Origin of the sequence: Anaerosporomusa subterranea, assembly GCF_001611555.1 — a bacterium.
GTDB lineage: Bacteria > Bacillota > Negativicutes > Sporomusales > Acetonemataceae > Anaerosporomusa > Anaerosporomusa subterranea.
The window spans coordinates 246,991-270,918 of the sequence record NZ_LSGP01000020.1; the positions used below are offsets into that span (position 1 = coordinate 246,991).

Here is a 23,928-nt window from a genome sequence, read left to right on the forward strand (position 1 = left end):
AATTTAGCTAGCGTGGACGAAGCGACGGTCACATTCCTGTTTTTTTGCATCGTTGAAGTTGTCGATGTTGCTTAAGTAGCCAGTGATGCGGCGGACGCGGCGGATGGGAGATTTCTCGGAGGCGTTAATAATTACTTCTTCGCCATCGCGGGTAATTTCCATATAAGCGATTGCTTTATGGCGCTCATGCCACAGGGCTTGTTCTTCTGCCACGAGCATAGTAATTTCCTCATTTGTCAGCGATGGGTCAGCTACGATTTGAATTCCGTTGATAGTCATAATGACTCCCTCCCAATCTTATCTGCAGTAATTGTAGCATACGGAGAACTATTATTGCTATCAGACAAAAGTTCCATTTTGGACAATTATACTAATCTATTGCTAACTGCGCTATATATGGTTGATATTTCGAAGCTTTTCACTATATCTTGTGATGCAACTAAATATTAGCTTCAAGTGCGAAACTATGGTATTCTTAGTAATAATACGTTAAATGCTGGATAAGGTGCCGTAGCGGCTTATCTGTACATACTGTATTGTGGAGGTTTGACATGATAAGAGAACGACGCAGTAAAGAAAAGTTAGAACAATATTATCGTAAGTTTGTTGATCAAGGGGTCATGGATCCCAACGTTCATCCCTGGGTCGCAGAGTCATGGGAGAGTAGCCGTGCTGCTAGTGTGCCGCATGAACGAATGTGCTTAACACATAAGTTGACGCGAGAGGAACTGGCGATTCGCCGACAAGACAACAGCGCGGCTGTTGCTTTTATCGACTCTCTATATCTGACATTGCAAGAGCATTTTAGCGCTTATAATCTTAGTCTGTTGTTAGTAGATCGTGACTGCTATGTATTGAAGAACTACGCATTGCCGTTTTTCCAAAAGACGGTGGACGAGGTAGAAGGAGCCCGACTTTCTGAACAAGATATCGGTACGTCAAGCATTAGTCTGGCTTATGCCAGACAGATTCCGTTCTTGCTGTTCGGACCCGAGATGTGGACCGAGGATAGTCATACAGGTGACGCATGCTCGGCACCGATTCTAGTAGATAACGACTTGCGTTATATTTTAACCATCGTGGCGCTCGAGCCTGATGAACTGCCATATAATGCGATGGTCGCCTTGCTGTTGTCTATGCGGTTCGCGCTTGAGCAACACCTTAGTTTAATGTCACGATTAAATGCAAAACACATGATGCTGGACGCGATTCCCTACGCGGCTTTTCATTTTCTGCCCGGGGGAGAAGTTTCTTATGCAAATCGCCGGGGTCTTGACCGTCTTGGCAAAGAAGGCTATCAAGCATCGCTTAGCCAGAAGCTTAGCAACTATAAACGCTCTCCCTTAGCGAAAGGTTTTATGGGTATTCCGTCGTTTAATAAAGAAATGACCTGGATCATGCCGGGAAAGATTTATGAGGATATTACCACCGTTATTCCGATTTCCCATCAGGATGAAGTGGAAGGTATTGTTGCGGTCTCCTTACCGCTCGAAGAGTTAAGAATGCTGGCCGCTCATGCGGCAGGCTACCGTGCTCGCTACCATCTGTCAGCAATGGTCGGGATAGCACCGGCTTTTACCGCAGTTAAGGAGAAGGCTGCTCGTACTGCGCGCGGTCATCACCATGTAGTACTGCAAGGCGAACCTGGCACAGGCAAGCAACGTATGGCTCACGGCATTCATCAAGCCAGCCCCCGGGCAGCTGGACCGCTGATCACAGTGCGCTGCGGCGGCGGAACAGAACGCAGCTTAGCTCTTGAGCTATTCGGTGAAACCGACGTGCCAGGCAAGGTTGAACTGGCCAATGGTGGTACCCTGTTTATCGATGAGGTGGAAAAGCTACCCACAAGCTTGGCAGAGCGCTTGGCGATTGTCTTAGAAGCAAATGAAATCGTTCGCCCAGATGGGTCAAAGATCACGCTGGATATTCGGGTGATCGCAGCTTGTGACAGTGACTTAAAGCGCCTGGCGGATAAAGGAATCTTCACACTAGCGCTTTATGAACAACTCGGACGCACCGTAATCAAAATACCCGGTTTGGCCAGTCGCCGCGAAGATATTCCGCTGTTGGCCGAACATATTATGGTTGAATTGGCTGAACAGAATCAGATGCCAAGTAAAAAATTAACTCCAGCAGCTGAGGCCTTGCTGATGTCTTTTGATTGGCCAGGTAATACCAAACAGCTTCAAGAAGTTATTGAAACTGCATTTTTTCATAACAACAGCGATATCCTAGACGCCGACGATCTGAAGTTGCCTGGTGAGACCGGACCAGGCCGCGCCTGGAAAGAGAACCGGGAAGCTTTTATCGAGGCATGGAAAGCTGCTGGCGGCAATATTAGCCGTTTGGCGCTCATGCTTGACGTCAGTCGCGTCACCCTCTATCGCTACTTGCGAAAGTATGGATTAGAAAAGGAGTAAATTTCAGTGCGTCTGCGGAAAAAGCCTTGGATATCCGAGGCCTTACTCGAGTACAGTGATATTGTGGTTACTGACGGAGCGGTGAACCTTGGCCAATGGCTGAGCCGTTACGGCGGTAAAGAACTTCATATTGAAATTGGAACAGGCCGAGGGCGATTTATCAGCGGCATGGCTGAGCAGCATCCAGATAAATTATTTATTGGTATTGAAGCGTCCCAGGATGTGTTGTACGATGCAGCAAGAAAGGTTCGTAGAAAGGGCCTGAAAAACGTTCAGCTACTGGTGTTCAACGCTATTACTATTGAAACATTGTTTGCGCTGGGCGAAGTGGACCAATTATATCTAAACTTCAGCGATCCTTGGCACAAACGGCGCCATGCGAAACGCCGCTTAACCCATGAAGGCTTTTTGGCCAAGTATCAACAAATCCTTAAGCCCGGGGGACGACTGTGTTTCAAGACAGATAACGAAAAGCTATTCGAGTTTTCACTAAATCAATTTGCCGCCTTCGGGCTGGGCTTGTCAAATATTACGTTTGATCTACACAACAGTGACTTCGAAGGCAACATCATGACTGAATACGAAGCGCGGTTTAGTGCAAAAGGGAGCAAGATCTTCCGCTGCGAAGCCCGCTTCGGGCGTTGATATTTCCCATCTACGTTGTTAGCCCCGTGATCCCCTTGCTTGCGTACCTGCGAACGTACGCGGCGCGGCAGGGATCACGGGGCTGCCTAGTATCTGGGGCATCTGAACGCCTTCAGCTTTGGGGGACGGGGGTTCCTCCGCAGCATTCGTTTAGAATCTGTCTCCCCGAGGGCGTTCAGAAGGGTCCAGATGCTAGGCACTCCTGAAAAACCAGCCGCGACGCGTACTGGAAGTACGCTAGCAATGGGTTTTCAGGGGTAACAACGCAGATGGGCCCTTATCAACGCCCGGATTTATGTTATTTAGAACTAAATTGCAGAGTCGAGCATACAATGTACTAACCAAAAGTAGGGGAGTGTATGTCATGACGAGACCGCCAGTACAGCCTAGTGACAGCCGTCCGGGTATTTCGGTGAATCTGGAAGAGCTAAAGTTCTGGCTGTCCATAATGCAGGAACATGCTCTGTTTATTAAAGCAGGGCTGCCTGCCAATAGAAAAGAAGCGATTCAACAAGCCCAAGAATTCTACCGTATCTTTGGCGCGCTGCTCGCTAAAGCCGCTGAAATCAGTAGTGAAAAGAAATTTAAAGAATTGATTCGACAGTCAGCGGAGAAGGTCGAAGAGTTTTACCGTTTCAAGCGCCGTTTATTGCAAATAGCGTTACGCGGTGAGTTAGGCGGAACGCTGTATCCGTCGCTGCTAGATCACTTTTCTCGGGAAGCCGAGTATTTCCTACGGCTGTTAGAGTCGATGAATGATTGCAAGGCATTCCGGCTTTGGCCAAAGACAAAAGAGGTTAGCTTTTGGATTCGCCTGATGAGTGATCACAGTGATTTTATCCGGCAAATGCTTGATCCCTCAGAAGTCATTTTGATTGAAACGACAGAGGGATTTACCAGTGAGTTTGATGGGCTGTTTCGCCAATCGGTGGACTTTTCCTCAATGCTGCGTGGGGCTACTGGCGGCGTTCCAGCCTTCGGGCGTTTCCTGCAGGATTCACGCGTTGCCGGTATGCGATTACGCGATTTTAAACGCGCTCTTCATTGCATGCTGGAGGAGAAAAAGGTGCTTGGACTGATGAGTCCGCTGTTCGCTGACCATGTGCGTCGTGAAGCAGATCACTTCCTCATGATTGCGGCTATGTTAGAAAACGATATGCAGACCTCCGGCTACACTGGCGCGAATAGCGTGATCATGCCAATGGCGGAGGAAGACATCGAAGAAGCGATGGTAGATATGGAAGTGGGAGAACCCGCAACCGAAGCGACGGTTATCATGCCAAATACAAGCACCGTAATAGCAAACAATCTTGCTGCTGAGGCGAAGCTGGCAGCGCTGAAACAAAAAGCCATGCAGACAGACTGCGAAGCTCCTCAATACCAGCAAAATATCGGTTTTGACAGCGAAGTGTTAGAGGAGATCGATGATGATGAGCCGATCATGGCCCCGGTTGTGCCCCCGGTAAACACGCCAAATTCGCCGTCAAAGAATAAATACACCTGGAGCACAGCTTGGCCACGCCCGTTAGGCGAGGAGAAGTAGGCTAACTTAAGGGTAGTGTTTATTCCGTTCCTAAGGGCGTTCAGAAGGGTCCAGATGCTAGGCAGCCCCGGAAATCCAGCCGCGCCGCGTACTATACGGGTACGCAAGCAATGGATTTTCGGGGCTGATTGCGCAACTCTTGGCACTTTAGTGCCGTAGAGTTGGCGGCATACCCTTTACGGGTGCAACGCAGATGGGCCCTTATCAACGCCCGCTATGGAGGACGGCGACTTGGCCGAATAGTTCACGCTCCCCATCTGTCAACGACAGCAGTCGCCGATTCACTAAGTCGATCAAGGATAAATCAGCGAACATATAGCTGCCAGCTACTGCGAATTGCGAATCAGGCAACAGTGTTAAACATGACAGTGATCTGCCAACAGGGATATAGCCGCTTACGGTCGCGCTGGCGATATCGATGACCGAAACATTAGCACTGTCCTCATGGACAACATAGGCTGTTGATTCATCAGGAGTGATTGCAACCTGGCAGGGATAAATTCGGAATGAGGCTTCGCTGGGACAATGATGCAACGAAATTGCTCTTAGCGCAGCCTCGGAGATTTGTTTTGGCAGCAGAATCATGCCTTCTTCGCCAGCACTGGCTGTTGTGAACGGAATATACAAGTACCGCTCACTCTGCGATAAATTAGTCGGCAGCCCAGGTAAAAATCGTTCGTCCTGAAGTTGGCCGTCTGGCGAGAAAATGGCCAAAACACCATTCTGATCATGTTGCCAAACAGTATACACAGCGTTGTCATCTGTTGCCAAGCCGACGCATGCAGTCGGCTCTCCGCTGCGACCTAAGAGAGTAAGGCTGCGTTTTTCGATATCTAATAAGAATAATGCGCCATCCCGAGTCGCGACCACTGCTTGACCAAGTTGCGGTCCGGCGGCAAAGCGCTCGATGGGAGGCAGGTCAAGAGGCAATTGCATTAATTGACCTGCGGGGAGGGAAATGGAGAAAAGCGTTCCCCGCCCTTGGTTGTTGCTTGTCGGTATGTAGGCAATGGCTGAGTCAGCCGTGAGCTGAATATCCACCGGGGAATACTCACCTGGGAAAGGCCACTCTCTGATAATTTCACCGCTTTCGCCATCAGTTAAGAGAACGGTGGAATTCTCTGTGTCCACTACCAGGAGTTTGTATGGCACAGTATCCATACTTTTACCTCCGTCCAAAAGGATACTTCAGTATATGATAGAATCGATGAATTCGCTACTGCAAGATGGAATAGCGAATGATATTGAACCGCCAAGATGCATGTGCCTACATACGCCGCCAAGGAGCATTATCCCTATTGAAAAAGGGGGATATCTGCGAAGTGACAGGAGGATTTCAGGCGTATGTATAATATCTGCGCGATCCCTTGTGTAGGCGCATAGCGCCTTTCGCGTTTTCACGGCTAAATTTTATCTAGACCGCCATCACGGTTTTTTATACCCGGTCTTGGCAATGTTTGCCTCTAGCCGTATAATAGGATATGGACGGGTATGGCTGGAACAGCTCATTCTTGACACTTGTCCGCTTGCTAGGAGGTTACAGCGTGCGCAAAATGGCATTTTGGCTTGGTCCGAACGAGGCTGTGCTGGTCATATCTCTCATTCTGCTTATTATCGGTTCTGTCAATATCTTCAGTGCCAGCTTTGTCTTAGCAGCTGAAATGATGGATGACAGTTATTATTTTCTGTTGCAGCACGCTAAGGCATTCGCAGCAGGAATGCTCGGCTTCTCGCTGATCGCCTGGTTAGGTTATCGGCGCGTGGCCGCATTTACGCCACTTCTCATCTTAGCCACTATCGGATTACTGGTCGCAGTGCTAGTTTTTGGCGAAGATGCGAATGGCGCCAGACGATGGATACGCATTGGAATAAAGTTTCAGCCTTCAGAGCTGGCTAAATTGGCAGTTATCATTATGACCGCAGTATATCTGGGAGGCAGGCTGGAGAAGCGACTGCCCATTTCCCTGTTTTCACCACCTATGTATATTACGTTAGCAATTGGCTTCCTGGTACTTCGGCAACCGGACATGGGGACTGCCGCTGTTATCGTGGGATTGGGCATTGTGATGCATTTAATTGCCGGTATACCGCGCAAAGAGATTGTTGGCTTGGCCTTTGTCGGCACTGGAGTCTTTACTTATTTTATATTCGCTGCTGCCTACCGGGCTGACCGGATTTGGGCTTGGCTTAATCCGTGGAACTACCAGCAAGGGATCGGTTATCAGTCTGTTCAGTCTCTGTTAGCCATCGGCTCTGGCGGGTTATCCGGTGTCGGCTTTGGCAAAGGGGCCAGTAAATTTTACTATCTCCCGGAGGCGCATACTGACTTCGCCTTCGCCGTTCTTTGCCAGGAAGTTGGCTTTATTGGCGCAACTTTGGTGCTGACTTTGCTGGCCGGACTCGGCTTTTATGGCATAAAAATTGCACTTGCTGCCAGAGATAAACAAGGCATGATGCTGGCGATTGGAGTTATCGTCCTTATCTTAGGACAAGCATTAGGCAACATCGCCATGGTCTGTGGGGTTATCCCGGTAGCTGGCGTACCGCTGCCTTTTATCAGCTATGGCGGGACATCGCTGATGATTAATTTGCTGGCACTCGCTTTCTTGATTAGCGTGGGGCGAAGCTGCCGGCAACCAGAGCTTGAGGAGTCGCAGCCTGAGGAGTCCAAGCGTCCCCACCTTTCAGTTGTTAGCCGCCCTAAGTTTGGAATCCCCCAAAAAGGGGAATAATAAGCGGAAAAGCAGGGACGGAGGCGCAATATGGTCTGGCTTTTCCGACTCGGAATCTATCTCGTCGGTGGATTGACAGCTTGGCAGGTTTTACAGGGAACGGAACCGGTTGGCGGTATACTGTCGCACAAAGCGCTAGCGCTAGATTCAGCTAACGGCATGGTTTTTGGCGTTTGTTCCGGCCTGAGTAACTATACAGGTATCGATGTCACTATGATTCGCTTTCTCTGGGTAGCGGCCGTTTTTTACCGCGGCGCCGGAGTGGCTTTGTACATACTGGCATTTCTTATCATGCCTGTTCTAGAGCGCTGATAAGGGATCATCTGCGTTGGCACCCGCAAGGGGTATGCCGCCAACTCCATTGAACAGGACGTTCAGGTGTCGCGCAGGCCATGGATGGCCGAGAGCGACGAAGGCGCTAAAACGCCAAGAGTTGCGCAATAGCCCCGGAACTCCATTGCTTGCGTACCCGTATTGTACGCGCGATGCTAAAAAGCTTCATGCATCATGCTCTAGCAAGTCTCATATGTAACGAGCTAAGGCTGGATTTCCGGGGCTTCCTAGCTTCTGAACCCTTCTGAACGCTCTAGAACGGTTGGCATTGAATACTGAGACTCAACTTCGGCAAAATTAAAAAGCCTGAGGCTTGTGGGATATTTCCACAAGCCTCAGGCTTTTTAAAACCATTCTCACCTTATCCAGCGACAAAACATAATATGTATCAGGTCGATCTGGAGAGGAGGGCAAACTTTGAAAAAAAAGACAGATAGCAAATGGCATCACGACATGGATGAGGTGGATGAAATGTCAATGAAAACGATGAAAGCAAAAAAAATGATGCCGCCGGAACCCGAATGCGACGAACTTCCCTGTGTTCCGGAGGATATCTGTGAACATATGGTGCTCGCACATTCCTATGTTCTTTGGCAGCACTATACAAGAGCGTTCTGCCCGGAAGAGGCGCTCATGAAAGGCACGCTGTTCCCTGAACTGTGGGGAGTTTATCCGATACCGGAGTAAGCATGACGGAGGTGAAGACGCGTGAAATGTGACGATAGACAAATGGCAATGCTGATGAAGATTCAGGAGATGCAATTCGTCTCTATCGAACTGCAACTGTATCTTGACACACATCCCTGTGATCAAGACGCACTGAATGATTATCGATGCGCGGTTGAAGCGCTGCACAAGTATATCATGGAATATGAAACCGAATTTGGAAGCCTAATCGCGCTAAGCCCACATTATACCGGTGATAACTGGGACTGGGCAGAGGGGCCATGGCCCTGGGAAATGTAATGAAAGGGACTGGTGAATATGTGGCTATATGAAAAGAAACTTGAACATCCCGTAAGGGTAAGCTGTCCTGACGTTAAGTTCGCCAAGATGGTCATCACCCAATACGGCGGCCCGGACGGAGAACTCGGAGCGTCGCTGCGGTATCTGAACCAGCGGTATAGTATGCCAACAGATACGGCTAAAGCGTTACTGACTGATATCGGCACTGAAGAACTCGCTCATATGGAAATGATCGCAGCTCTGGTCTATAAACTGACCGAGTGCGCCGACTGCGAAGACTTCAAAGAAGCAGGCTGGGAAGGACAGTATGTACAGCATAACCATGGACTATTTTGGACAGACGCCAACGGCGTGCCCTGGAGCGCCAAGTACATTGCCTGCCTCGGCGATCCAATCGCCGATCTGACGGAAAATATGGCAGCTGAGCAAAAAGCCCGGGTCACCTATGAGCATCTGATTCAGTGCACTGACGACCCCTGTGTAAAAGATACACTGCGTTTCCTGTGGCAGCGTGAAGTTGTTCATTTTCAGCGATTTGGCGAGATGCTGAATACAGTGCAGATGTATATGGCAGATAAACAGCATATGTGGCATGGGCATAAGATGAAGTAGGGGATTTACGAATGAAAAGGACAGCGACCCGAAGAAAACGGGAAGCTGTCTTTTTAGCAGTTATCAAGGAATAGTTGACAACTGCAGATGATGGTAAATCATTCTTTCGCAAAGGATAATTAGTGAATAATAAGACTTAAAATCAATACGACTAGTAATCCCACTATAGAATTAACTAATTCGAGTATTCCCATGTCTTAAAGGTATTTTTGATAGAAAAATTAAAGTACTCTTTGAAGAGCCAAAATGATGCGTCGTTTATATGTGTCAATGTATACTACCTGCCGCAGTAGCTAAAACCATAAGTACAGGGTTTAAGGATGACAAAAGGGGAAGATTAATAACGAATTAATCAGCAATACTAAGCCCTAAGCAGCTTATGGGCACTTTTTCGCTCGCCGTGAGCCGCCATTAGCTAGGTTCGCCGAAAGCGGACGTTCCCTTCTTGTGGCAAATCGATATAATGTTAATATGCGCTAAAAATACGTTTAAATAGCTAGGAGGCCTCTTATTTACCTATGATGCGCTTAATACGCCGCTTATTAATCGGCAAACCGCTTCACAACCGGGAATTAGCCCATGAACGACTGCCGAAGTGGAAAGCTCTTTCTATCTTCTCGTCAGATGCCTTATCATCTGTCGCCTACGGGCCGGAACAAATTATGCTCACATTAGTCGCTATTCCTGGAATTATCGCGTATGGGTACATGGCTCCGATTGCTTTATCGATTCTATTGCTATTGGTTATTGTTGCTCTATCCTATGTTCAGGTTGCGAAAGCCAATCCCGGCGGCGGTGGCGCTTATGCCGTAGCGAAAAAGAATTTAGGCGAGATGCCCGCACTTATCGCGGCGGGGTCGGTTTTTGCAGACTATGTATTAACAGCTGCTGTCAGCGTTTCGGCTGGTACTGCAGCCATTATTTCCGCATTCCCCGGGTTAGCCGGTAATGAAGTTTCAATTGATTTACTTGTACTGTTCGGTTTGCTGATGCTGGTCAATTTACGCGGCGTGCGGGAGTCGTCCAATGCATTTGTCATTCCTACATACGCCTTCTTACTCGGCGTAGTCGTTTTGATTGTAACAGGTGTGTGGAACTCCATGACTGACGTGGCGTTAATTTTGCCGCCCGAGTCTGTTGCGCGGCAGCAACTCGATTGGGCTATGTTGTTTCTGATTCTTAGGGCTTTTGCGAATGGCTGCAGTTCCATGACTGGCCTAGAAGCGATTGCGGATAGCGTACCGATGTTTAAAAGCCCGGAGGCCCGCAACGCAACGATTACGACCTACTGGATGGCAGGCATTCTCGGCTTCATGCTTATTGGTATAACATACCTGATTATGCACTATCATATTATGCCGATTACGGACGTGACGGCGATGTCCCAGCTGGCAGAAAAGATCTTCGGCCGCTCGACTGCTTATTTTTATATCCAGATAACGACCATGTTAGTGCTGTATTTGGCAGCCAATACAGCCTATAACGGATTGCCGATACTTTTGTCGATTGTGGCCAAGGATGGATACATGCCCCGCTATCTGGCGACAAGAGGTGAACGCTTAACATTTTCTAATGGGATTATTTTGCTGACAGTAGCGGCGGCGATTCTGATTATAGCCTTCAATGGAGATACAGACCAACTGATTTCTCTATATGCCATAGGGGTATTTATCTCGTTTACGATTGCTCAAACAAGCATGGTTGTTCATTGGAGTCGGCATCGCGACAGCGGGTGGCAAATGCGGGCAATATTGAATGGGGTAGGCGCCGCTGCCACCGGATTGGTTGTTGTTATTATCACTGTAACTAAGTTTATCTATGGAGCATGGATTGTTCTGCTTTTTATTCCAGCTATGATTTATATATTTAAATCAATCCGCGCTCACTATAACACCATGTCTCAACAACTGCATCTGCCCGAAGAATCTTATCACGAGGGAGCGGCCGTATTTCCGCCAAAGGGTAAGCATATTGTCATTGTTCCTGTGTCAACGCCAACGCGTGTTGTCTATGAAACTATCAAGTATGCTAAGATGATCGGTGATAACATTATTGCCGTTCACGTATCGAATGATGAAGAGATGGGCAAAAAGGTTGCTGAAAAATGGAATCTTTGGGACCCCGGCGTAGAGCTGACGGTAATTCATTCTCCCTACCGATTGCTGATGCGTCCGCTCCTTCACTTTATTGAGAAGAAGGCTCGTGAGAAAGCTCCAGAAGACTATATAACAGTCATCATTCCAGAGTTTGAAACGAGGAAGTCTTGGCATCGGCTGCTCCATAATCAAACTGGCTGGTTTCTACGTAATACATTAATCTGGCGGGAAAATGTTATCGTAACCACAGTGCCGTATCATTTGAAACAGTAGCTGGAAGTCAGAGACTGTTTGCAACTAAGATAAGTAGATAGGAAAAGAGAGAGTTCCGGCTGCTGTTAGCGAGCTAGGACTCTCTCTTTTGGACTTTTAGAAGTTTAGATTCTAGCGCTGTTGGCCTGCGCTTACTTTTTTTCTTTATAAATAACACGGCCGGTAGCCTGATGGACAGGTGTTACCGTTACTTCGCAAATTTGCACATGCGCTGGTGCACTGGCGGCATACAAGACAATATCTGCAATATCCTCTGCCGTTAGCGGTTGAATGCCGTCATAGACAGCAGCCGCTTTTTGTTGATCACCGTGGAAGCGGATTACGCTAAAATTCGTTTCAACCATACCAGGTTGGATGTTGGTTACGCGTATTGGAGTGTCGACGACGTCCATTCGCAATCCGTCGCTGAGCACTTTTACAGCTGATTTGGTAGCACAGTACACTGCGCCGCCGGGATATGCATGAATTCCGGCAATAGAGCCGATATTGATGACATGTCCGTTTAATTTGTTCTCTATCATCTGCGGGACAATCTTTCGCGTGAGATATAACAGTCCTTTAATGTTTGTATCTATCATAGCATCCCAATCTGCGATATCTCCTTGCTGGAGTTTTTCTAAACCGAGAGACAAACCGGCATTATTGACGAGAATATCGATGGCTTGCCACTCAGCTGGCAGCGAATCAATGGCATTGGTGACAGCATGTTTTTCTTGCACATCTAACGGTATTGCCAAGACCTCGGTCTGGTATTGCGCTGTTAACGCATTGGCTATTTCCTGTATTTTTTTCGTGTTTCTGGCGCATAAGATGATCTTCGCGCCTGCCTGGGCAAATGACTCCGCGCAGGCTTTGCCAATGCCGCTCGAAGCGCCGCTAATAAATACAATCTTATTTTTTACTGTTTGCATATTGTACGCCTCCTGACAGTTATCTCACGGGTGTTCTATATCTTCTCATATTAAATTACCTTCTTTAATAAGATGCCATTTTCCTGCGTATAAATAGAAGAGATGAGATACATTAGGATAAATCAATCAGCCTCCCGGATGTTGCATCTTGGGAGGCTGGTTGATTTATGTATAGGAACCTATTTTCAACTGTTTGATATTGGTTTTTCTTCGTTCGCTGGCTCCTCTACCTTGAAAATATTCACATTCCTATCCAACGACAGCGCTATTTCATCAAGGCTAGCGGCAGATGTGGAGATGTGCTTTGTCAGCATCTTCAGTTTGGCCAGTTCGACATCCAGATTATTGATTTTATTCTGCAAAGAAAATGGGATGCTGACATTTTGGTCAATGACAGACTGAACCAGGAACTTACGCCTTAGCAGTTCGATCTTCTCTGATGCGTCCTGAACGCTGATTAGCCCCTCAACGCTGCCGTCTGCAACCATCACTTTCATCTTGTTAACCGCATCTTTTACTTCCTCAATGGCATGCAGAATTTCATCATTGGGGTTGTTCCCTGAAGTTAGAGTCTGGCTCGAAACCTGAGCACTTTGCCTTAAGCTGTCTACTCCGCTTTCCATGCTTTTTAACGCTTCTCTTGCATCGGTTATATCATCAAGCAGGTTGTGAGATGATTCTTTTAATGTCAGCGAATTATTTAAAATTCTGCCTACCAGAAGCGAGATGTTATTAAGCATGGCATTCAGCGCGTTACCGACTGTCTTGAATTCATCGGTTGAGTTATGGTGGAGCCTGACAGTAAGGTTGCCGCTTTGAACCTGTCGCATTACTCCGGCCAATTCATTGATCGGGTGGAAGAAAGTGCTGGACATAACATAGGCCAGCGCGGCGGAAATCAAAATAACCAGCAGGCATACCAGGAGCAGACCATTAAACAGTTCTCTGGTCGTATTGAAGATCTCTGTGGTGTAACTCCCGGTGACGATATACCAGTTCCATGGCTCGTAATACATATAATAGGCGACTTTTTGGCGTTCATTATAATCATAGGTGATTGACCCGTTTTTCTTCTGCAGTATTTCCTGTGCCCATGCGTAACCGGCAGCGCTCTTCCCCTGATTTTGCGGGTGGATAATAAAGGTGCCTTTTGGATCCATGACAGTTGCATAACCGGTTTCGCCAACCACGATGTTCTTTATTGCGTCTAGCAACTCGTATTCTTGTTCCCGACGGCCTAGCACAAACGCCCCAATTAGCTTGCCCTCTCTATCAAAAATAGGCTGATAAATCAGTGCATGCATAATTCCTTCTACGCTGCCGCGGCCTTGGAACAGCTGGCTATTGATCAACTTTTCGTATATCGGCCCTGATTCGATCAAGGTGTCAACGATACGGTGACCGTCATCCTGACGCACATTGCTGGCGACCCTGATAAACTTATTGTCCTTGAACTGGAATATGGTCGCCGGCAACTTTTGTTTGGCAATCAGAATGTCAACTAGAGTATTCTCGCCGGTAATCTTCTGACTGCCGATGTACCAGGTTGGCAGTCTGTAACCGCCTATTTCGACCATATTAGAGTAATCAAAATGACTTTGCCCTAGTGAAACCAGCTTTTCATCAAATGCTGCCGCGGCACTTGCCAGCCATTGAGTTAATACTTTCTGCTGGGTGTCAACCATGTTATAGATACCTTTATTGATATTATTAATATTTTCTTCATTTTGTTTGGAAATTTTTTCTGAAATTAGGTAGTAACTAAAGCCACCCATAATCAGCAGTGGTATAACAGATATCAATATAAACCAAATGAATAATCTTATCCGTGTATTCACCCCATCGGCCTCCTTGTATTTGCACAATCTCTTTTTTCAGCTCAGGCGTCAATGTCGTATTTCTTCAATTTGTTGTACAAACTGCTTCGCGAAATCCCGAGTGAGTCACACACCTTGATTTTGTTGCCGCCATAGATTTCAAGCGCTTTGATAATCGCTTCTTTCTCCGCCTCTTCGGTATAGCTCCGCAAAACCGCGGCTTCATCGTCAGAACGGTATGAGAATAGTTCGGGCAGCATAGAAGGCGGCAGCAAATCTTTGGTTATCGTTCCATGAGACATGCTTATGGCCAGTTCTATGATGTTTGCCAGTTCCCGTACATTTCCCGGCCAGTCATATTCAATTAACGCTGCCATAAAGTCGCGGTCTGTATCAGGTCTGTCAATGCCAAGCTCTTCTGCCTGCTTTGTTAAAAAGAAGTCCACCAGCATCGGAATATCTTCACGATGCTCCCTAAGCGGCGGCATCTGAATGGGGATGACGTGCAGCCGGTAGTACAAATCCTCTCTGAATTTTTGTTCCCTGACCAGTTCACGAAGATTACGGTGAGTGGCCGCAATGATTCGTACATCGATAGCGATCGGAGCACGTCCTCCCACCTTTTCAATCTCTTTCTCCTGAAGAACCCGCAGGATTTTCGATTGCAGCGTAAGTGGCATATCGCCAATTTCATCAAGAAATATTGTGCCGCCGTCAGCCGCCTCGAATTTGCCAACCTGACCGCCCTTTACCGCGCCGGTAAAAGCTCCCGCTTCGTAGCCGAACAGCTCTGACTCTAATAAGTTGTCAGGAATAGCAGCGCAGTTAACCCGAACAAAGGCGTTGTGACGGCGGCTGCTCAGTCGATGAATGGAATGCGCAGCAAGCTCTTTTCCAGTTCCCGTTTCCCCTAACACCATCACAGTAGATCTGGTTTTAGCGGCTGCGATAATCTGTTCTTTCATCAGCAGAATAGGCTTGCTCTGACCTACGATATCATTGATGGTATATTTCGCGCTCAACTGAGGAGTGCGACGAAAACCGGACGATCGCCCAGTGTCTAGGCTTGATAATGCTTCAGGCAGGTATTGAAAGGCGCTCCTAATACTGATAACACCGACCACTGTTTTTATGTGGTTTACGACGGGAATAATCTCTAAAAGACTAGGCCTGATATCGGCTATAGAACCGTCTTCGTTTAAAGGCTCGGCATCCTGCATGACCTGCTCAACTAACAGTTCAAAGTCTTTCGTCTGCAGCAGTGCTCCAGCCGTTAGAACCCCTTGGTAGATGCTTTTTTCATCTGCTATGATGGCGTATGATGTTTGATCACTAATCATCTTTTGAATTGCTGCTTTGACGGTATCGTGTGAGTGACAAAGCGTAAAACTGCAGTCCATTATTTGTCGGATATTCAGCTGTATCACCTCTCCCTCAAGACCAATGCAAAATTAATGCCAACACCTTATTGCGCAGCATAAGACTGTCTAATTAGGCAAAATTGCGTGTATTTGCCCGGTTCCTTCAATAATTAGGCATGTGACGCTGCTTTTCCTGTATTTATTAGATTCTAATGATTTTGACACTTTTCCAAAAAGCTGTACAATTAAGAGAGACTACCCCTTGTGTTTTTCAGGCTTTAGGCATTGGCATGAGATTTGCATCTTATACCGTTGCCTGGGTAAAAAAATCTGAAGGGGTGATTTTATGACCGAAAAGTCGACTAACCGCTGGCTAGTCCTGTTATCTGGTATTCTGATTAATCTATGTATCGGATCGGCCTACGCGTGGAGCGTGTACCAAAAACCACTCATTGCCATGTTTAAATGGTCTACCAAGGAAACTTCACTTGCATTTACTCTTTCCTGCGTCCTTGTGCCGCTAGCAATGATCGTAGCAGGAAAAATCCAGGATCAGAAAGGTCCTAAAATGGTTATATTCGGCGGCGGGATTATTTTTGGCCTGGGTATTATCGGCGCCGGTTTTACTAATAGCCTCTCGTTTCTGTATATGACCTACGGCGTGCTTGGCGGTATAGGAATTGGTACTGTCTACGCCTGTACAGTCGCCAATACAGTTAAGTTTTTTCCGGATAAACGGGGACTCGCATCAGGGCTTGTTGTAGCAGGCTTTGGCTCTGGAGCTGTTGTTCTCGCTCCGCTATCATCGGCTTTAATTGAGTCCTATGGCGTTCTGGCTACCTTTAAAATTCTCGGGGTCGCCTATCTTGTTTTAATATCGGCTTGTACGACTCTTGTGAAAACTGCGCCGCCCGGCTATAGACCGGCGGGTTGGACTCCTCCGCCTCCTACGGCCACAACAATAACCGGCACTGATAAAAACTGGCGGGAAATGCTGTCAGATCCCATGTTTTACGTCTTATGGAGTATATACCTCATTGGCTGTGTTTCCGGCTTGATGATCATCGGCCATGCATCGCCTATCGGCCAGGAGGTCATCAAGCTCAGTCCTGCGACTGCGGCCATGTGTGTCGGCTTTCTGGCGCTGGCCAATACCGCCGGCCGGATCTTTTGGGGCTGGGTCTCTGATAAGATTGGCCGCTATAATGCGGTGAAGATTATGTTCATACTCGCGGGTCTCATGATGTTCACCTTGACACAAGTAACTACATTTGTACCCTTTGTGATCGTTCTTATGGCTATCGGTCTTTGCTTCGGCGGAGTTATGGGGATATTCCCATCGATCACTGCGGACGCCTTTGGCGCCAAAAACTTGGGTATGAACTATGGCATCATTTTCACCGCCTGGGGCGCCGCAGGCATAGTAGGGCCGCTCATGGCCGGTCATTTCAAAGAAATCAACAAAGGGGACTATACTCAGGCATTTCTAATCGCCGCAGGCCTTAGCGTCATTGGTGTAATGCTGACATTTATCCTTCAGTACAACAAGAAAAAAGCCGACGCTTTAAAAGCAGCGTAAACACCGGCTTTGGAAATCTAAATAAGATTAAGAAGGGAGACAGGTTATGAACAAGGTAGTGGAACTTGATCAGGTTATTGAGAAGGTGCAGGACGGCGCAAGCATTTTTTTGGGTGGATTTTTAGGGGTGGGCTCGCCATTGAAATGCATTGAAAAACTGGCGGCATCTGGGAAAAAAGATTTAACCATTATTAGCGAGGTAAGCGGAATGCCTGGCGGCGGCTTTGATATGGCCATCTTATTTAAGAACCGCCAGGTGAAAAAAATCATTACCTCGCACATTGGCACTTGCCCGGAGCTTTTGGAGGAATATAAAGCAGGACGTTTAGAGGTGGAACTCTATCCCATGGGCACCTGGGCCGAAAAAGTCCGCGCGGCTGGTGCTGGCTTGGGTGGTGTCTTGACGCCAACCGGAGTGGGCACAAAGGTGGAAGAAGGAAAACAGAAGTTAACCATCAACGGCAAAGAATACTTGCTGGAATTACCATTGTCGGCAGAGTTTGCGTTTATTAAAGGATATCGCGGCGACAAAATAGGCAATGTTGAATATCGCGGCGTATCTGTCAATTGCAATAAGGTCATTGCAGCAGCGGCAAAGTACACAGTAGCCGAAGTCAATGAAATCGTCGAAGTCGGCGGAATTGATCCCAATCACGTAGGTACACCGGGTATATATGTCAATGCGGTGGTGCAGGGCTATAGCTTTGACGAGCACGTACAGGTGTTCAACCAACATTGGGAAGAAATCGGACAATTAAAGAGAAAGAATTAGGGGGAATATTTCATGGATGTAAGAGAAAGAATTGCTCGTCGGGCGGCACTGGAATTAAATGATGGAGAATTTGTAAACTTAGGCTTTGGCATGCCCACTGCGGTACCGAACTATCTGCCCAAAGGGATACAGGTTACTCTACAATCGGAAAATGGCTGCTTGATGACTGGTCCCACTCCTTATGTCGGGGAAGCGGACCCGGACAATGCGAATGCTGGAGGGCAGCCGATCACCTTGCTTCCGGGTGCTGCCATTTTTGACCTATGCGAATCTTTTGCCATTATTCGGGGCGGTCATGTGAATACTGCGATTTTGGGCGCACTGGAAGTAGACCAGGAAGGAAATATCGCCAACTGGGCAAAGAATGCAGCCAAGGGCGACTTTTCGCCAGGGATGGGTGGTGCGATGGATTTGGTGCGAGGCGCCCAGAAGATTGTGGCTACTTTGCAGCACAACGATAAAAAAGGGGAATCCAAGATTCTGAAAAAGTGTCAATTGGCTGTAACCGGACGTGGCGTGGTCAATGTTATCATTACGGAAAAGGCAGTGTTTAATGTCGTTGACGGAACTCTTGTATTGATCGAAAAGGATCCGGCGCTATCAGTAGAAGACCTCAAGGCTTGCACTGAAGCTGAATTTACTGTATCTCCAGATCTGAAAGACTATCGTATGAGTGGTATTAACGCATAATAGATCTAGACTTGCTTTCAGGTGGAGTTTTTACTCCATCTGAAGCTTAGTCAAACCAAGTTGCAAAACAGAAAGATCATGCTGTTTTGAGAAGGCCAGCCTCCCGGATGTTACATCCGGGAGGCTGGTTGATTGTAAGACCCTATTTTTTTACGACGCGGCGAGATCGAAGTGGAGTTTTTTCCGATGGACGTGGATAGAGAAAATCCGTACCGGCGGCGCCGGACTAGGCGGTTTCTTAGACTAGAACTTCCGCAATACAGTCTGCGCATACCTGTACTACGAAATCCATATCTGCACGGCTAATTGTCAGTGGCGGATTGAAGTACAATACATCCCCTAGGGGCCTCAGGACAACTCCTTTGGCCAGCGCCTGTTTGTAAATTTGATAGCCAACTCTGTGTTTTGAGTCAAAGGGACGTTTGCTTTCTTTGTCTTCCACCAATTCAATGGCATTAATCAGACCAATGGAGCGGATGTCGCCAACATATTGGTGATCGCTCAGCTTTTCGTGAACCAACTGCTTAAAATACACGGCATTCTCATTAGCCTTGGCTAAAATGTTCTCTTCTTGCATGATGGCAAGCACCTCAATAGCTGCCGAGCAGGCCAAGGGATTGCCGCTATAGGTATGGCTGTGCATAAAGGCCTTACCCTCGCTGTAATCCGCATAAAACGCATCATAGATTTTCTGGGTGGTTACCGCTAGCGCCATCGGCATATAACCGCCTGTCAGTCCTTTAGACAGACAGATAATATCAGGTGAGATTCCGGCGTGGTTGCAGGCAAACAGCTTGCCTGTTCTGCCGAAACCTGTGGCAATTTCGTCGGCAATCAGATGAACATTGTGATTATCACAAGCCTGTCGCAGCTTCTTTAGATAAACAGGCGGATAGATTTTCATGCCGGCTGCCGCCTGTACGAGCGGCTCAACGACAAACGCGCATACCTCATCGCCATATTGGGCAAAGTTCTTTTCTGCTGCTGCAAAGCATTCGGCGTTGCAGCTTTCGCGGTGCTGACCATACTGGCAGCGATAGCAGTCCGGACCGTCTACCCTGATAATATCAAGCAACATGGGTTTATAGATTTCGGAATATAGATCAACACCGCCAAGCGAAAGCGCCCCTACCGTTTCACCATGATATGCATCGCTCAACGCCATAAACCGATTTTTCTGCGGCGCGCCTGTTTGGTAATGATACTGAAAGCTCATTTTCATGGCTGCTTCTACTGCGGAAGAACCGTTATCGGTAAAGAAAAATTTCGTCAATCCTGCCGGCAAAATCTGTGACAATTGGTCGCAGAGTCTAATCGCGGGGACGTGGGAGAAGTTTGCGAAAATAACATGTTCTAATTGGTCAATTTGCGTTTTAACAGCTGTGTTGATTCGCTCGTTGCAGTGACCTAATAGATTGCACCACCAGGAACTAACAACATCAACATAGCGTTTGCCCTCGATGTCATACAGATACATGCCTTTAGCATGGTCGACGACAATGGGGGGAAGTTCTTCGTAATCCTTCATTTGCGAGCAGGGATGCCAGATATGCTGCAAATCCTTTTCCAATAAGTTCATTTGGCTAGACCTCCTTATAGTATTCGCAAAGAATCTTTGCATCCATAGCAAGGTCTGTAGCATTGGTGCCGACACAGGCAACGACAGGCAGTTGAGTCAGTCGCTCGATGACCTGCTTATTGTCTCTGTGTAAAAATTTGCTATCATCGTACTTGTTGAGAATGATACCTTTTACAACAATACCCTGATTCCTGGCGTAATCTATGGTCAACACAACACTATTGATTGTGCCTAGTTCGGCAGAGGCCACGATCAGGACATCTAGGTTCAAGAGTTTGATGATATCGGTCTGCAGCAATGTCTGTTCATCTAACCGCAAGGGACAGACAATGCCGCCGCAGCCCTCAACCGTGATATAGTCGAAGTGCTGTTTGGCTTTGGCAAAATCAGCAACAATGACCACTGGTTCAATCGGCCGGTTTTCCATTTGCGCGGCAAGGTGGGGGGATACCGCTGTTTTGTAAATATAGGAGGCTAAAGTATGGGGCTGGTCAGTAAGCCCGGCCGTGTCGGCTACGAATTTACAGTCACCGGGTATCACTTCTCCGTCCACGACTGCCGCGCCGCTGAGTGCCGGTTTGTAGTAGCCGGCGTTGATTCCGCTGTTGCGTAGTAGTTTTACTAGTAAGCCTGTGACATAGGTTTTGCCGATATCTGTTCCGGTTGCGGTGATATAAATCCCCTTGCTCACAACAGCCTAGCCTCGAACTGCAAGTCTTTCAGCATGGCCATATCGTCACTGATACTGATTCCCGAGGTTGTCAGCATATCGCCGGAGATCGCCGCGTTAGCGCCGGACTGAAACGCTGCCTTGCCCTTATCCGCCAATAAGCCGCGTCCACCAGCCAAGCGGACTGCGCCATCTGGCAGGATGAAACGGAATATAGCAATAATGCGACGTACTTCATCGTCTGCCAGTTTGGGAAGGTTCTCAAAGGGTGTTCCCTTGATTGGATTAAGCACATTGACGGGAATAGACTTTATCCCTAAATCCCGGATATCCAGAGCCATGTCAATGCGGTCTTCCATGGTTTCACCAAGTCCCATAATCCCACCGCTGCAAACCGCGAGACCTGCCGCCTGGGCATTTTTGATTGCCTGGATTTTGTCGTCATAGGTATGGGTAGTGCAGATGTTAGGGAAGTTTCGACGTGAGGTTTCCAAATTGTTGTGATAGCGTGAGACGCCTGCCGCTTTTAGTTGCTGGAACTGCTCAAACGATAACAGCCCGTGGGAAGCGCAGATCGAGATGTCGCAGTTCTCCTGGATTGCGCGATAACTTTCACAAACCTCGTCCATTTCCGTGTCAGACAGATTGCGGCCTGAAGTTACGATCGAGAAGCGGAGTATTCCTCGTGTGTGATTATAGTTTGCTTCCTTCAAGATGGTATCGCTAGCAAGCAGAGGATATTCCTCAACCTCGGTGCAGTAATGGCCTGACTGGGCGCAATACTTGCAGTTTTCTGAGCATCTGCCGCTTTTGCCGTTAATGATGGTACAGATATCAAAGGAGTTGCCGCAAAAATGCTCCCGTAGTTCATTGGCAGCGGAGCATAATTCGTCAAGCGGCTCACTGCAAAGCTGCAACGCGTCTGGCTTTGTTACTCGATAATCAGTAAGGATAGCTGACTTCAACTGTTGAACAACACTCATTTTATCGAACTCCTCTGTTTAGAATAGGAATCAGGCGTTTGCCGAGAAATGCACTGACAAAGCAAATAGCAATATCACCAGGTAAGGCCAAAATAAAGCAATACAAAATGAGCGGCCAAATACCGATGGGTTGTTGGATATAGTAGTTGGCCACAACATAGTAGTAGATCATACCGACAAGGTAAACAACAGCTAAACCGGCAAAGTTGGCTATAAGCAGCCTTTTTACGGTGGGTTGGCTGGAGGTTTGCGCAATAGCCCCTGTTATATAGGTGCCGAGATAAAACCCGATGATATAGCCGAAAGTCGGCTGGAGAATATAGCCGATACCGCCGCCTTGTGTAAATACAGGAATGCCTAACAATCCGACCGCAATATACACTGCGACAGAGAGTGAGCCAAGTCTTGCGCCGAGCAACAAGCCGGCTAAGGTTGTAAATAAGAATTGTAATGTGAAGGGAACGGCCGGGATGGGCACTTTGATAAAGGCGCCTACCGCAATCAATGCGGAAAACAGTGCGCAAATAATGAGAGAAGCGGTGCGGTTTTTTACGATTGCCAATGACAATGTGAGATTCGCCTCCTGCTATGTACATCCAACATTTAGCTGCCAACTGAATTCAGTCATACTTCATTATAATGATAATGCACTGATTGTCAACCAACAATTAAATATTGGTTAACGAACAATGCGCAGATTGGAAGACTGTAAAAAAAGGACGTTGATATCGGACGATTAGCGTTGCACCGTGAATGCACAGCATATCCGTCTTTATCAGCGTCCTAGCAAATAGGTTGCTCAACAAACTGAGGGGTGTTAAAAGCAGTGCTGCTTTTAAGATAGTCTCTTTTACATGGCAAAAACAATTTCTTCTCGATTTAAGTGAAACAACAGTTCACTCCGTTCATCTCGGTAACACATCGCTAGCATTTTGAAAAAACGCAATTGCCCCGTAAATTTGACCGGTGATATCTCGCAGCGGGAAAGCGGACGTCTGCCAGCATACTCCTCTGTCATTCTGAAATTCAAGATTCACTGCTTCTCCGCGTAATGCTTTGGCAAGCGGCGCTTGATCATGGTCGAGACCAGCCCAATCTAACAGCTCATTCATGTCTTTACCAACCCAATTATCGGAGGAATGCGGCGATAAAAGTGTTTGCACACTTTGGTTTACGATGCTGATGATCCCGTGGCGGTCTACAGTAATAATTCCTATTGGGCAGATTTCGATCAACTGGTTAAGTTTGCTGATCTGATTTGCCAGCTCAAACTGAGCAATCCTGTTATTTGTAGTATCTCTTGAAGACACAATAACAGCTTCGACGCTGCCGTTCTCATTAATAAGTGGCTTAATACGATACTCAAAGTAGCGAAGTCCATTTGGCGTAGGATAGACAATTTCAGTAGTTAGTGGTTTTTCCGTAGAAAACACGGTCATAATGTGCTGCTCAAAGGCTTTCATGAATGCGGTAGGCAGCTCCAAGTCGCGCCAGTGCTTACCTACCATATCATCAGAGCTTCTTCCGATATACCGTGCTCCTAGTAGGCTAACAAATAAATAGCGGCCCTCCTTATCAAACACGTGTGTTTGGTGGAAGGTTGCTTGAAAGTCTGTTTCAATTTCTTTGCGACAGGCAATAATCTTTTCTAACTGTTCGTCAGCAGTTTTGAGAGCTTCGACAAATTTTTGAATGTTGCCAACACGGTCTTGTTGACTAGGCTGTTCTCCCAGCAGAGTAGATACAGTGGTATTCAGACTTCGAGCAAGTTTTCCGGCAATTAAAATGGTGGGGTTAACCTCACCTCGCTCAATTTTTGACAGCATCGAACGACTTATGCCTGCATGTTGTGCTAAGTCATCTTGTGATAACTTTAAAGCAACACGTAGATTTGCTACATTTTCCCCAAAGGAAGAGTTCATATTTAAAAGTAGTTCCTTTCTCCC

At 47.3% G+C, this 23,928-nt stretch carries 22 protein-coding genes and 1 pseudogene; 12 read left to right on the plus strand and 11 right to left on the minus strand.

Annotation, left to right across the window (positions count from 1 at the left end; all coding sequences use genetic code 11):
• Window positions 1–3: 3 nt before the first annotated feature.
• Entirely contained in the window at window positions 4–279 is a 276-nt protein-coding gene (nrdD, locus tag AXX12_RS13535) for an anaerobic ribonucleoside-triphosphate reductase (RefSeq protein ID WP_066243687.1), read from the minus strand.
• 272 nt (window positions 280–551) lie between these two features.
• On the opposite strand from nrdD, the gene AXX12_RS13540 reads away from it, so the two are divergent.
• The 3 genes from AXX12_RS13540 (at window position 552) to AXX12_RS13550 (ending at window position 4,608) form a co-directional block, all read left to right on the plus strand.
• On the plus strand, window positions 552–2,420 hold the full coding sequence (locus AXX12_RS13540) for a sigma-54-dependent Fis family transcriptional regulator (RefSeq protein ID WP_066243692.1): 1,869 nt from the start codon (window positions 552–554) through the stop codon (window positions 2,418–2,420).
• 6 nt (window positions 2,421–2,426) lie between these two features.
• Window positions 2,427–3,065 carry a tRNA (guanosine(46)-N7)-methyltransferase TrmB gene (trmB, locus tag AXX12_RS13545; protein WP_066243695.1) on the plus strand — a complete coding sequence of 213 codons (639 nt, stop codon included), beginning with the start codon at window positions 2,427–2,429 and terminating at the stop codon, window positions 3,063–3,065.
• A gap of 364 nt (window positions 3,066–3,429) precedes the next feature.
• The gene (locus tag AXX12_RS13550) at window positions 3,430–4,608 is read left to right on the plus strand and encodes a DUF2935 domain-containing protein (protein WP_066243698.1); all 1,179 of its coding nucleotides are present in this window, start codon (window positions 3,430–3,432) and stop codon (window positions 4,606–4,608) included.
• A 204-nt stretch (window positions 4,609–4,812) separates the two neighbouring features.
• Here AXX12_RS13550 and AXX12_RS13555 read toward each other — a convergent pair whose 3' ends face one another.
• Entirely contained in the window at window positions 4,813–5,769 is a 957-nt protein-coding gene (locus AXX12_RS13555; RefSeq protein ID WP_066243700.1) for a YncE family protein, read from the minus strand.
• Window positions 5,770–6,161: 392 nt separating this feature from the next.
• Here AXX12_RS13555 and AXX12_RS13560 point away from each other — a divergent pair, with 392 nt between their 5' ends.
• The 5 genes from AXX12_RS13560 to AXX12_RS13580 all read left to right on the plus strand — a co-directional run bounded on the left by AXX12_RS13560 (window position 6,162) and on the right by AXX12_RS13580 (window position 9,251).
• Window positions 6,162–7,340, plus strand: a complete 1,179-nt coding sequence (locus tag AXX12_RS13560) for an FtsW/RodA/SpoVE family cell cycle protein (RefSeq protein WP_066243944.1) — start codon at window positions 6,162–6,164, stop codon at window positions 7,338–7,340.
• Window positions 7,341–7,370: 30 nt separating this feature from the next.
• The gene (locus AXX12_RS13565; protein ID WP_066243703.1) at window positions 7,371–7,652 is read left to right on the plus strand and encodes a PspC domain-containing protein; all 282 of its coding nucleotides are present in this window, start codon (window positions 7,371–7,373) and stop codon (window positions 7,650–7,652) included.
• Window positions 7,653–8,090: 438 nt separating this feature from the next.
• A complete protein-coding gene (locus AXX12_RS19050; RefSeq protein ID WP_231881893.1) occupies window positions 8,091–8,360 on the plus strand; it encodes a spore coat associated protein CotJA in 270 nt (89 codons plus the stop codon).
• Between the two features lie 21 nt (window positions 8,361–8,381).
• Window positions 8,382–8,639 carry a spore coat protein CotJB gene (locus AXX12_RS13575; protein ID WP_082816872.1) on the plus strand — a complete coding sequence of 86 codons (258 nt, stop codon included), beginning with the start codon at window positions 8,382–8,384 and terminating at the stop codon, window positions 8,637–8,639.
• A gap of 18 nt (window positions 8,640–8,657) precedes the next feature.
• Window positions 8,658–9,251, plus strand: a complete 594-nt coding sequence (locus tag AXX12_RS13580) for a manganese catalase family protein (RefSeq protein WP_066243705.1) — start codon at window positions 8,658–8,660, stop codon at window positions 9,249–9,251.
• Window positions 9,252–9,370: 119 nt separating this feature from the next.
• Here the strand turns inward: AXX12_RS13580 and AXX12_RS20295 are convergent.
• Window positions 9,371–9,578: pseudogene (locus tag AXX12_RS20295) on the minus strand (GntT/GntP/DsdX family permease); the annotation flags it as partial.
• Between the two features lie 191 nt (window positions 9,579–9,769).
• Here AXX12_RS20295 and AXX12_RS13585 point away from each other — a divergent pair.
• Window positions 9,770–11,620 (plus strand): APC family permease, encoded by a 1,851-nt coding sequence (locus AXX12_RS13585; protein WP_066243707.1) that lies wholly within the window; start codon window positions 9,770–9,772, stop codon window positions 11,618–11,620.
• Between the two features lie 131 nt (window positions 11,621–11,751).
• Here AXX12_RS13585 and AXX12_RS13590 read toward each other — a convergent pair whose 3' ends face one another.
• The 3 genes from AXX12_RS13590 to AXX12_RS13600 form a co-directional block, all read right to left on the minus strand.
• Window positions 11,752–12,531 carry an SDR family NAD(P)-dependent oxidoreductase gene (locus AXX12_RS13590; RefSeq protein ID WP_066243710.1) on the minus strand — a complete coding sequence of 260 codons (780 nt, stop codon included), beginning with the start codon at window positions 12,529–12,531 and terminating at the stop codon, window positions 11,752–11,754.
• A 185-nt stretch (window positions 12,532–12,716) separates the two neighbouring features.
• Window positions 12,717–14,369: a Cache 3/Cache 2 fusion domain-containing protein gene (locus AXX12_RS13595; RefSeq protein ID WP_066243713.1), complete on the minus strand. Its 1,653-nt coding sequence runs from the start codon at window positions 14,367–14,369 to the stop codon at window positions 12,717–12,719.
• A gap of 41 nt (window positions 14,370–14,410) precedes the next feature.
• Window positions 14,411–15,775: a sigma 54-interacting transcriptional regulator gene (locus tag AXX12_RS13600; protein WP_156478668.1), complete on the minus strand. Its 1,365-nt coding sequence runs from the start codon at window positions 15,773–15,775 to the stop codon at window positions 14,411–14,413.
• 280 nt (window positions 15,776–16,055) lie between these two features.
• Between AXX12_RS13600 and AXX12_RS13605 the strand changes: the two genes are divergently transcribed.
• The 3 genes from AXX12_RS13605 to AXX12_RS13615 are packed head-to-tail and all read left to right on the plus strand — an operon-like array spanning window position 16,056 to window position 18,750.
• The gene (locus tag AXX12_RS13605) at window positions 16,056–17,288 is read left to right on the plus strand and encodes an L-lactate MFS transporter (protein WP_066243719.1); all 1,233 of its coding nucleotides are present in this window, start codon (window positions 16,056–16,058) and stop codon (window positions 17,286–17,288) included.
• A 46-nt stretch (window positions 17,289–17,334) separates the two neighbouring features.
• Complete coding sequence (locus AXX12_RS13610) at window positions 17,335–18,060, plus strand: CoA transferase subunit A (RefSeq protein ID WP_066243721.1); 726 nt, start codon at window positions 17,335–17,337, stop codon at window positions 18,058–18,060.
• Between the two features lie 12 nt (window positions 18,061–18,072).
• On the plus strand, window positions 18,073–18,750 hold the full coding sequence (locus tag AXX12_RS13615) for a 3-oxoacid CoA-transferase subunit B (protein WP_066243724.1): 678 nt from the start codon (window positions 18,073–18,075) through the stop codon (window positions 18,748–18,750).
• A 238-nt stretch (window positions 18,751–18,988) separates the two neighbouring features.
• On the opposite strand, the gene bioA is transcribed toward AXX12_RS13615, so the two are convergent.
• The 5 genes from bioA to AXX12_RS13640 all read right to left on the minus strand — a co-directional run bounded on the left by bioA (window position 18,989) and on the right by AXX12_RS13640 (window position 23,904).
• Window positions 18,989–20,329, minus strand: a complete 1,341-nt coding sequence (gene bioA, locus AXX12_RS13620) for an adenosylmethionine--8-amino-7-oxononanoate transaminase (RefSeq protein ID WP_066243726.1) — start codon at window positions 20,327–20,329, stop codon at window positions 18,989–18,991.
• 4 nt (window positions 20,330–20,333) lie between these two features.
• Complete coding sequence (gene bioD / locus AXX12_RS13625) at window positions 20,334–21,020, minus strand: dethiobiotin synthase (RefSeq protein ID WP_066243731.1); 687 nt, start codon at window positions 21,018–21,020, stop codon at window positions 20,334–20,336.
• Window positions 21,017–21,982: a biotin synthase BioB gene (bioB, locus tag AXX12_RS13630; protein ID WP_066243733.1), complete on the minus strand. Its 966-nt coding sequence runs from the start codon at window positions 21,980–21,982 to the stop codon at window positions 21,017–21,019. The genes bioD and bioB overlap by 4 nt, the downstream gene beginning before the upstream one ends.
• Before the next feature lies 1 nt (window position 21,983).
• A complete protein-coding gene (locus AXX12_RS13635; RefSeq protein WP_197470725.1) occupies window positions 21,984–22,550 on the minus strand; it encodes a biotin transporter BioY in 567 nt (188 codons plus the stop codon).
• 337 nt (window positions 22,551–22,887) lie between these two features.
• Window positions 22,888–23,904, minus strand: coding sequence for a PAS domain-containing protein (locus AXX12_RS13640; RefSeq protein ID WP_066243735.1), 1,017 nt, complete (start codon window positions 23,902–23,904; stop codon window positions 22,888–22,890).
• Between the last annotated feature and the right edge of the window lie 24 nt (window positions 23,905–23,928).

Bases quoted from the DNA above. Each gene is read 5' to 3' on its own strand.
- nrdD (WP_066243687.1), bottom strand. From the start codon at position 279: ATGACTATCAACGGAATTCAAATCGTAGCTGACCCATCGCTGACAAAT.
- AXX12_RS13540 (WP_066243692.1), top strand. From the start codon at position 552: ATGATAAGAGAACGACGCAGTAAAGAAAAGTTAGAACAATATTATCGT.
- AXX12_RS13550 (WP_066243698.1), top strand. From the start codon at position 3,430: ATGACGAGACCGCCAGTACAGCCTAGTGACAGCCGTCCGGGTATTTCG.
- AXX12_RS13555 (WP_066243700.1), bottom strand. From the start codon at position 5,769: ATGGATACTGTGCCATACAAACTCCTGGTAGTGGACACAGAGAATTCC.
- AXX12_RS13560 (WP_066243944.1), top strand. From the start codon at position 6,162: ATGGCATTTTGGCTTGGTCCGAACGAGGCTGTGCTGGTCATATCTCTC.
- AXX12_RS13565 (WP_066243703.1), top strand. From the start codon at position 7,371: ATGGTCTGGCTTTTCCGACTCGGAATCTATCTCGTCGGTGGATTGACA.
- AXX12_RS13580 (WP_066243705.1), top strand. From the start codon at position 8,658: ATGTGGCTATATGAAAAGAAACTTGAACATCCCGTAAGGGTAAGCTGT.
- AXX12_RS13585 (WP_066243707.1), top strand. From the start codon at position 9,770: ATGATGCGCTTAATACGCCGCTTATTAATCGGCAAACCGCTTCACAAC.
- AXX12_RS13590 (WP_066243710.1), bottom strand. From the start codon at position 12,531: ATGCAAACAGTAAAAAATAAGATTGTATTTATTAGCGGCGCTTCGAGC.
- AXX12_RS13605 (WP_066243719.1), top strand. From the start codon at position 16,056: ATGACCGAAAAGTCGACTAACCGCTGGCTAGTCCTGTTATCTGGTATT.
- AXX12_RS13610 (WP_066243721.1), top strand. From the start codon at position 17,335: ATGAACAAGGTAGTGGAACTTGATCAGGTTATTGAGAAGGTGCAGGAC.
- AXX12_RS13615 (WP_066243724.1), top strand. From the start codon at position 18,073: ATGGATGTAAGAGAAAGAATTGCTCGTCGGGCGGCACTGGAATTAAAT.
- bioA (WP_066243726.1), bottom strand. From the start codon at position 20,329: ATGAACTTATTGGAAAAGGATTTGCAGCATATCTGGCATCCCTGCTCG.
- bioB (WP_066243733.1), bottom strand. From the start codon at position 21,982: ATGAGTGTTGTTCAACAGTTGAAGTCAGCTATCCTTACTGATTATCGA.
- AXX12_RS13640 (WP_066243735.1), bottom strand. From the start codon at position 23,904: ATGAACTCTTCCTTTGGGGAAAATGTAGCAAATCTACGTGTTGCTTTA.